This is a genomic window from Ensifer sp. (genome assembly GCF_035999135.1).
In the GTDB taxonomy this organism is placed as follows: domain Bacteria; phylum Pseudomonadota; class Alphaproteobacteria; order Rhizobiales; family Rhizobiaceae; genus Ensifer.
The window spans coordinates 69,072-77,998 of the sequence record NZ_DASYGZ010000049.1 but is presented as its reverse complement, the minus strand read 5'-3'; the positions used below and the strand labels follow the sequence as shown (position 1 = coordinate 77,998).

Genomic DNA, 8,927 nt, shown 5'->3' with positions numbered 1-8,927 from the left:
CGCCATCGTCGTTGCCGATGTGGTGGGATATTCACGCCTGATGGAGGCTGATGAGGTCGCAACGCTGGCGGACCTCAGGGAACTCCGTTCTGGCGTCATCGAGCCGGCTGTGATGCGGCACCAAGGTCGCATCATCAAGGTGATGGGCGACGGCTTCCTGATCGAATTCGGTAGTGCGGTGGATGCGGTCGCAGCGGCGCTGGAAATGCAACGGGCCACCACTGCCGTTGAGGCTTCCGGAGACCGGCGCCTGCTCTTGCGTGTCGGCGTCAATCTCGGAGATGTCATTGACGACGGTTCAGACGTCCTTGGCGACGGCGTCAATGTCGCGGCACGCCTCGAGACGCAGGCCGCACCGGGAGGCATCTGTATTTCAGGCAAAGTTCACGGTGAGATCGTCGGCAAGATCGGTGACCGGTTCTTTGATGCAGGCGAACGCTACCTGAAGAACCTCACCCGCCCGGTCCACGTGTGGCATTGGCCGAATGCGTTGCAAAGCACGTTGCCGTTGCCCGAATGTCCGTCGATTGCTGTATTGCCTTTCACGAATATGAGTGGGGATGAAGCGGACGCGCCCTTCGTCGACGGCTTGACCGAAGATCTGATTACCGACCTTTCCCGTACGGCTGGCCTGTTCGTCATCGCGCGCAATTCCGTGCACGGCTACAAGGACAAGCCGGTCGACGTACGGCTGGTCGCCCAGGAACTCGGCGTCCGCTACGTGCTTGAGGGAAGCGCCAGACGCGCAAAGGGCCGTGTCCGCATCAATGCCCAATTGATCGACGCGCTTGGCGGCCAGCACTTGTGGGCCGACCGGTTCGACAGGACGGTGGAAGATGTTTTCGAACTACAGGATGAAGTTAACACCAAGATTGTTGAAGCCCTCGTCGGCCGGCTGACCGTCCCGACGCAGCGCAAGCGGCCGAAGAACTTCGAGGCGTACGACCTGTGTGTGCGCGCCCGTCTGCTGACGGAAGAGTCGCCGCAAACTGAGCGTGAGGCCCACATGCTGCTCCAGCGCGCGGTTGAGCTCGAGCCATCCTATGCCGAGGCGCTCGGTCTGCTTGCGTATAACCGCTGGCTTGCCTGGACTCATTTCGGCGAGCCCGAGGATCCCAACCGTCAGATGGCGGCGACGTTCGCGAAACAGGCGGTCGACCTGGATCCCAACGATGCCGGCTGCTGGTACGTTCTTGGGACGATATTGGCCTATGAGTGGCGATGGGCGGAATCGGAGGCCGCCTTCGCCAAGGCGCTGGAGCTGGATCCCAACCACGCCGACACCTGGGCCGCCATGTCGGACATGTCGGTGCTCGACGGCAGGATCGCCGACGGACTGGCGCAGATCGAAAAGGCGCTGCGGCTCAATCCCTATCCAGCCTGCTGGTATCTTTGTCATCTCGGGCAGGCGCAATACGCCGCGCGTGACTATGAGGCGGCAACCGCTACCCTGCGCAGGAAAGAAACGTATCGTACCAACTCACGCAAGTTCCTGGCCGCCACGCTTGCGCAGTTGGGTCGCCGTGAGGAGGCGCGGCGAGAAGCGGAACTGTTCCTGATCGCCCACCCTCATTTCACGATCGGCCATTGGCTCAGTTCCCAGCCGCTGCGCGATCCATCTGTGCGAGACCACTTTGTCGACGGTTTCCGCAAGGCTGGCCTGCCGGAGATGTGACAGCGGGAGGGGCAATCCCGACGCACTTCAGGCGCTTCAAAATCGCGTCAACCGGGCCCGGTCTTTCATGCCCCTTGCGCTGGACCGATCGCGCGCTCGCCAGCGTCCATGGCTTGGCGCGCGACAGGAATCAACGGACTGCTTGATGGCGAGAGAAACCGGGGCTTTCTCGGATCGGACTTTTCGGAATAGAATCGGCAGCGGAACTCGAGGGGAAGTCCATGCTGGTTGAGTACGACGATCTGGATGGTTTCGGATTGGCGGAACTGGTGAAGGCCGGGGGAGTGTCCGCTCTTGAGCTGGTAGAGGCAGCAATCTCCAGGATCGAGGCCCGCAATCCGGCTCTCAACGCCGTCGTTCTCACCATGTTCGATCAGGCCCGGAGCGCAGCGTCCGATGTGGATATCTCTGCGCCTTTCGCAGGCGTTCCATTTCTGATGAAAGACCTGCTGTCATCGGTTGAGGGTGTGCCCACGTCTCATGGCAATCGCCATTGGGCCAAGCTTGCCGCCGGCGGCGATTCCGAAATCGTGAGGCGCTGGAAGAAGGCGGGGTTGATTATCCTCGGCAAGACCAACACCCCTGAATTCGGGCTGACCCCTTATACGGAATCCGAAGCCTTCGGCCCGGCCCGGAACCCATGGGACCTTGAGCGCACGCCGGGCGGCTCCAGCGGCGGCTCAGGAGCGGCAGTCGCCGCGCGCATCGTGCCGCTCGCCTCCGGGGGCGACGGTGGCGGCTCGATCAGGATCCCGGCGTCGGCCTGTGGGGTATTCGGGATGAAGCCGTCGCGCGGCCGCACCCCGTCTGGTCCCTATATCGGAGAGCCTTGGGCGGGCTTTGCCGTCGAGCATGTCCTGACCCGGTCGGTGCGCGACTCGGCCGCTTTGCTCGACTGTGTGCAGGGGCCGGACGTGGGCGCGCCTCACTATCTCCCCCCTTACCCAGGCTCGTTCCTCGACGCCGTCAGAGGGCCGTCCCGAAAACTACGGATCGCGGTTTCATCAGCGCCGATGCTCGGTGGCAAAGTAGAGCCGGAGGTGCTGGCCGCGTTCGCAGACGCCACGAAGCTGTTGGACGGGCTTGGTCACGAGATCGTCGAGGCAAGCCCCCAGGTCGACGCGGAGGCGTTCTCGCTGTCTTTTCTAACCGTGCTCGCCGCGGAACTGCGCGTGGACATGGAGGATGCGTCCAAGGCGGCCGGTGTTCCGATCAGGGTTGAGGACTTCGACGCCTCCACGGTCGGCATGGGCCTGCTTGGACAAGCCTTCTCCGCTGGCGATCTCGCAAGGGCCCTGCATTACCTCAAGCTGGCAGCGCGCGGTGTCAATTCCTTCTTCGAAACCCATGACGCGCTCATGACGCCAGTGCTTTCGCGCTTGCCCCCGCCGATCGGGGCGCTCCAGCCTTCCAACTGGGAGAAGATGATCATCCGTGCGGTCGGCCGCGCCAAGGCCGGTTGGTTGCTTCGAAAGCTTGGGATTGCCGAACGACTTGCCGCAGACACGTTCGCCTTCATGCCCTGGACTCCGGTATTTAACGTAACCGGACAGCCTGCCATGTCTGTACCGCTTTTCTGGACGGACGGTGGTTTGCCGATCGGCATGCATTTCGTCGGCCGCTTCGGCGATGAGGCGACTTTGTTCCAATTTGCTGGCCAACTTGAACAGGCGCGGTCATGGTCTGACCGCAAGCCACCTCTTTGCCGGTGAAGGAGCACACGAACCGCTCGATGAGATCGGAGGCGGTGGAAGATCGCATCGGAACCGGCTAGGCGGGCTTCTTGGCGGAGCCAGGCTGGTGCGCTCATCTATTTGCGCTGACCAAGCGGCAGATGACAATCGCGGTGCGGGGAGTCACCAATCGTTCCTGCCAAACTCGGATTAATCACAGGCTAGAGTTTTTCGTTTCGTCCTGTGGATGTTCGTGCCCTGTTCGAAGCATATCGTTGATCGCTTGAGGTCGACGCGCTCACACGATCGCTAATGACGTTCGAGGCCCGTCGCTTTGTCCAAAGCGCCAGGCCTCTAACCGCCTCCTCCCCGTCCGAGGACGGCTGACGCTCGCTACCACATGGCTCCGCTCATCTCTATTTGCCCATCCGGGCTAGCCCCTGTGTTTTTAGGGGATATCGCGGCGAACACCGATGAGCCGCGCCATGGTTGGTTGACAAGTGACGGCTGCGCGCCGCCGTCGTAGAGGGGCGGCGCGCTAGGCCGTTTTGACGCGTCAACGTTTGTGGTGAACGCTCTGAAGCCCATAGACCGGTGTCTGGATGCCCTCCAATCGTGCCTTCAGTTGCAGCGAGAGATACTGGGAATAATGGCGCGACTGGTGCAAGTTGCCGCCGTGGAACCACAACGCCTCCTGTTGCGTCGGCTTCCACATGTTGCGCTGCTCGCCCTCCCAGGGCCCTGGATCCTTTGGCGTATCGGAGCCGAGCCCCCAGACCTTTCCGATCCTGTCAGCAGTCTCCTGGTCGATGAGATCGGCGACCCAGCCGTTCATCGAGCCGTAGCCCGTCGCATAGACGATGACGTCGGCCGGGATTTCCCTGCCTCCGGCGAGCTTTACCGAGGTCTCGGTGATCTCCTCCACCTGCCCGGCGGCAAGCTTCACCTTGCCGTCGATGATCAGCTGCGATGCGCCGATATCGATGTAGTAGCCGGAACCGCGGCGCAGGTACTTCATGAAAAGGCCCGAGCCATCGGCGCCCCAGTCGAGCTGGAAGCCGGCCTTCTCCAGCGCCGTGTAGAAGTCGGCGTCGCGTTCGCGCATCTTGTCGTAAAGCGGGATCTGGAATTCGTGCATGATGCGATAGGGGAGGGAGGCGAAGATGAGGTCGGCCTTGCCTGTCGTTACACCAATTGCCAGCGCCTGTTCGGAATAGAGCCCGCCGAGCCCGATATCCATCAGCGTGTCGGACTTGACGATATGGGTCGTCGAACGCTGGATCATCGTGACGTCGACACCGGCTTCGTAAAGTGCGGCACAGATATCATGGGCCGAATTGTTCGAGCCGATCACGACCACCGTCTTGCCCTTGTAGCCATCCGGCCCGGGGTGTTGCGAGGAATGATGCTGCTCGCCCGAGAAGCGTTCACGCCCCTTGAAATCCGGAATGTTCGCCTTGCCGGACATGCCGGTTGCAAAGACGAGCTGTTTTGGTCGCAGCACCACGTCCTCGCCGTCGCGATCGACAACGACGGTCCATTCCTTCGTGGCTTCGTTCCATTTGGCCGTTTTGGCGGTGGAACGTGTCCAGTAGTTCAGCTCCATCACCCTGGTATAGAATTCCAGCCAATCGCCGATCTTGTCCTTCGGCGCGAAGACCGGCCAGTTCTTCGGGAAATCGATGTAGGGCAGGTGATCGTACCAGACCGGGTCATGCAGGCAGAGCGACTTGTAGCGCTTGCGCCAGCTGTCGCCCGGACGATCGTTCTTTTCCAGGATGATGGTGGGCACACCCAGCTGGCGAAGCCGGGCGCCGAGCGCGATGCCGCCCTGTCCGCCGCCAATGATCACGACATAGGGCTGATTTTCATAGCCGAGCGTGTTTTCCTCATGTTCGCGTTCCTCTTTCCAGGTCTTCGCGCCGACATTCTGGCCGTGCCTGGCCCCGAGCGGGCGGGTAAAGCCGGACTTCTCCTCATGGCCCTTGAGCTCGGCAAGCGCCGTCAGCAGCGTCCAGATGAGTCCGTCCTTGATGCGCACCAGGCCATAGCCGCGCCCGGTTGCGGTTTCGAACGAGATCCAGCTTTCGAGCACGCCATCCGCCTCGGTCGCTTCCTCTCCGGCGGCTACGTGCCAATTGGAAGGCTTCGCAGAGGCTAGCTGGGCATCCAGCATGTCACGCACCTGGTCCCGGCCCTCGACCGTCTTGATGTTCCAGGTGAAAGCGACGAGGTCGCGCCAATAGCATTCCTCGGCGAACAGGTTGACCGCATCGTCGATGCGGCCGTTTTCGAGTGCGGCGCCAAGCGTATCAAGCAGCGTCTGGACGCGGGTGGTGGGGGTCTTCTCGAGCATCGTTTCTCCTCCTGCTCTTTCATGGAAATCGGGACGGCTCCTCAACCGTCCTGCAACACGGGACCGGCCTAACGCTTAAGGTCGATCAGGATTTTCAACTGAGTACCGGCGGGATCGAGCAGCTTGTCGAAGCCTGCGGACACCGCCTCGTCGAGCGAGACATATTTGGTGACGATCCGGCGGGCCGGAATCTGGCCGCTCGCGATCAAGCGCGCGACCCGTGGCCAGTAATGGGTCGGATAGGCCCAGGAGCCGCGGACATCGATGTCCTTGAAGGTCACGTCGAACCAGTTCAGCGGGTTTTCGCCGGGATGGAGACCGGTCTGCACGACAACACCCTGTTTGCGCACGGCGCTCGCGCAGTTCTTCAGCGCATGTTCGTTGCCGACGCATTCGATGGCGACGTCGCACCCGACACCGCCCTCGGTCTCGCCCTGTACGACATCGCTGACCTTTTCCCTCTTCGGATTGATCGTGCGGACGTCACCGAGCGCTTCCTTGGCGAGCGACAGCCGCGTGTCGTTGAGGTCGGAGAGGAAGATCTTCGATGCGCCGGCGGCTCGTGCTGCCATGGCGACGAGAATGCCGATCGGCCCCGCCCCGGTGACCAGAACACTGTTTCCTGCCGTGACGCCGCCGCGATCGCAGGCGTAAACGGCGACGGCGGTCGGCTCTATCAGTGCCGCTTCCTCGTCGGAGAGCGCATCGGGAATGGGCTGGACATTGTAGTCGTTGAGAAGGGCTGCTTCCGCCAATCCCCCGGAGTGCCAGGAGAGGCCCGCAAGCGCGAGGTTGGCGCTCAGGTGAAACAGGCCACGATCGGCGTAATAGTCGCCGCGGCGCGGCATGATCAGTGGCTGGATCGAGACCCGGTCGCCTGGCTTGACATGGCTGACCCCTTCGCCGATTGCCTTCACGACGCCGCCAAATTCATGACCGAGAATCTGTGGTCCATGGGCGCCCGTGAACGGATGCGGCTCCTTCGGAATGAAGATCGGGCCATAGGCATATTCATGCAAATCGGTTCCGCAGATGCCGCAGAAACGATTTTCCACCAGCACCTCGCCCGGTCCGGGCTGAGGTGGGGCCTCGAGATGCTCGATGCGTAAATCCCTGGCGGCGTGAAAGCGCAGAGCTTTCATTCGGGTTTCCTCCTGTTGTTCTTGCACAGGAGGTGCAGCAAGCAGCATGCCAGATCGAGAAAGCGCCTATTTAAGGCGTAATGTCAGTGGCTTGGCGAGGGGTGCGGCCGAAAGTCTCGTCGATTGCAACAGTTGTCGCGCAACAGGTGTTGCAGGGCCCGCGTCAGTTGAGCCGCTTCAGGCGGCGGTGGATCGTCGAGCGGTTGACCCCGAGCTTCTTTGCGAGTGCCGAAACGTTGTCGCCGCAGTCTCGAAGTGCCTGACGCAGTGCATCGTCCTTCCCAGGCAGCGAACGGACTGTTGCTTGGAAGAGATGCTCCGGCAGGCATTCGGTATCGATCCGCCCTCCTTCGCAGAGGGCGGCAGCGACCCTGAGGACGTTGGCAAGCTCACGCAGATTTCCCGGCCAATCATGGGCGAGCAAGGCCGTTCGCGCGGCCTTGTCGATGCGGTAAGGCTCGTTGTTCTCTTTCTCGATGCGAACGAGCAACTGGTCGATCAGCCAACCGAGATCCTCCCGCTCGCGCAATGGCGGGAGAGCGAGTGTCGCCGCGTTCAGGCGGTAATAAAGGTCCTGGCGGAAACGGCCTTCCTTCACCAGGTCAGCCAAATCGCGGTGGGAGGCGGAGATGACGCGCAGGCGGATCGGGCGTGCCTTCAGCGCGCCGATCGGCTGCACCTCATTTTCCGAGAGCACGCGCAACAGACGGCTTTGCAGCGCAAGCGGCATGTCGCCGATCTCGTCGAGGAACAGGGTGCCGCCGTCGGCATCCTCGATCAGGCCGCGCTTACCCTTCTGGCTGGCGCCGGTGAAGGCGCCGGGAGCGTAGCCGAAGAGCTCGGATTCGATCAGATGCTCCGGGATCGCTGCGCAATTGACGGCGACGAAATTGCCGTTGCCGCCGCAACTGTCATGGATTGCGCGCGCGAGGTACTCCTTGCCACTGCCCGTCTCGCCTTGAATGAGAATAGGGATGTTGCGGGTCGCAAGCTTTGCCGCGCGGGACTGCACCCGTTCCATCGCTGCATCACCGTGGCTGAGGTCGCGCAGAGCGCGCGGCAGGCGCGGTTGTGGGTCGGCAGGCGTCCTGAGGCTGACAACCGGCGCGATGGCGCTCGCGAAAAGGACCAGACCATTCTTGGCGCGCAGCAGCCGCTCGCCGTTCGGACGACCGCGCATGAAATTCGGCAGATCGTCGACGTCGATATCGAAGACCTGCGAGACCGGCAGGCCCAGGAAATCGCGTGTCCTGAGGCCGCGGATGTTCATCGAGCGGGCGAGGGCCCCGAAGCCGCCGTGGGTCATGCCGGTGATGCGCCCGCTGCCATCGAGAGCGATGGCAGCATCCGGATCGACATCCAGGAATTCCGGGGACCGCGCGAGCCGCAAGACCCAGTCGTTGCGGGTACGGGTCATGAGGTTGGCAAGCTCGATCCGCCGCGCGGTGGCGGACACCAGATGCAGCGCCAGCTGCTGGCTCGCCTTGGCGGTGGGGGACCGGAGCTGGGAGATGTCGAGAACGGCGGTGAGATCGCCAAGCGTGTCGAAGACGGGTGCTGCCGTACAGGTGAGCCCGATATGGCTGGCGTCGAAATGATCATCCTGATGAATGATGACGGGTTCGCCGGAGACGATGCAGGCCCCGACGGCACAGGTTCCGGCGCGGCTCTCCGACCATTCCGAGCCGAGATAGAGCCCCGCCTTGCGCAGTTGGTTGTCGAAGGTCGGATCGCCCATGAAGTCGACGGTGACCCCGCGCGCGTCGGAGAGCAGCAGCACGTAGTTTTGCTCGGCAACCTGATTGAACAGCCCTTCAAGGCCCGATCGACCGATGCGGATCAGTTCCTCGGCCTGCTCGCGATGCTCGCGCAGCTTCGAACCCGGAACAATATAGGCCTCCTGCGCGATGGTGGGATCGAGCTTGTAATCATTCAGGCAGCGCAGCCAGGACTGAATGACGGGCTCATCGCGTGGGCTCACGGCGCCGGAGGCGACACGCTCGATCTCACGAATATGCGATAGCGATGTTGACATCGATCGCCCTCCTGGCGGGAAAGCTGACACACTCCCGTCGGCAACG

The 8,927-nt window shown here is 62.4% G+C and carries 5 protein-coding genes; 2 read left to right on the top strand and 3 right to left on the bottom strand.

Annotation, left to right across the window (positions count from 1 at the left end):
* Both VGO12_RS05335 and VGO12_RS05330 read left to right on the top strand, forming a co-directional pair.
* On the top strand, nt 1-1,675 hold a 1,675-nt coding region (locus VGO12_RS05335), incomplete at its 5' end, for an adenylate/guanylate cyclase domain-containing protein (protein WP_327511680.1).
* Nucleotides 1,676-1,896: 221 nt separating this feature from the next.
* The gene (locus tag VGO12_RS05330; protein WP_327511679.1) at nt 1,897-3,387 is read left to right on the top strand and encodes an amidase; all 1,491 of its coding nucleotides are present in this window, start codon (nt 1,897-1,899) and stop codon (nt 3,385-3,387) included.
* 517 nt (nt 3,388-3,904) lie between these two features.
* On the opposite strand, the gene VGO12_RS05325 is transcribed toward VGO12_RS05330, so the two are convergent.
* The 3 genes from VGO12_RS05325 to VGO12_RS05315 all read right to left on the bottom strand — a co-directional run bounded on the left by VGO12_RS05325 (nt 3,905) and on the right by VGO12_RS05315 (nt 8,881).
* On the bottom strand, nt 3,905-5,704 hold the full coding sequence (locus VGO12_RS05325; RefSeq protein WP_327511678.1) for an NAD(P)/FAD-dependent oxidoreductase: 1,800 nt from the start codon (nt 5,702-5,704) through the stop codon (nt 3,905-3,907).
* Nucleotides 5,705-5,772: 68 nt separating this feature from the next.
* Nucleotides 5,773-6,846 carry a 2,3-butanediol dehydrogenase gene (locus VGO12_RS05320; RefSeq protein WP_327511677.1) on the bottom strand — a complete coding sequence of 358 codons (1,074 nt, stop codon included), beginning with the start codon at nt 6,844-6,846 and terminating at the stop codon, nt 5,773-5,775.
* A 163-nt stretch (nt 6,847-7,009) separates the two neighbouring features.
* Entirely contained in the window at nt 7,010-8,881 is a 1,872-nt protein-coding gene (locus tag VGO12_RS05315; protein ID WP_327511676.1) for a sigma-54-dependent Fis family transcriptional regulator, read from the bottom strand.
* Nucleotides 8,882-8,927 lie beyond the last annotated feature (46 nt).

Coding starts and splice junctions, on each gene's coding strand:
- VGO12_RS05330 (WP_327511679.1), top strand. CDS start 1,897: ATGCTGGTTGAGTACGACGATCTGGATGGTTTCGGATTGGCGGAACTG.
- VGO12_RS05325 (WP_327511678.1), bottom strand. CDS start 5,704: ATGCTCGAGAAGACCCCCACCACCCGCGTCCAGACGCTGCTTGATACG.
- VGO12_RS05320 (WP_327511677.1), bottom strand. CDS start 6,846: ATGAAAGCTCTGCGCTTTCACGCCGCCAGGGATTTACGCATCGAGCAT.
- VGO12_RS05315 (WP_327511676.1), bottom strand. CDS start 8,881: ATGTCAACATCGCTATCGCATATTCGTGAGATCGAGCGTGTCGCCTCC.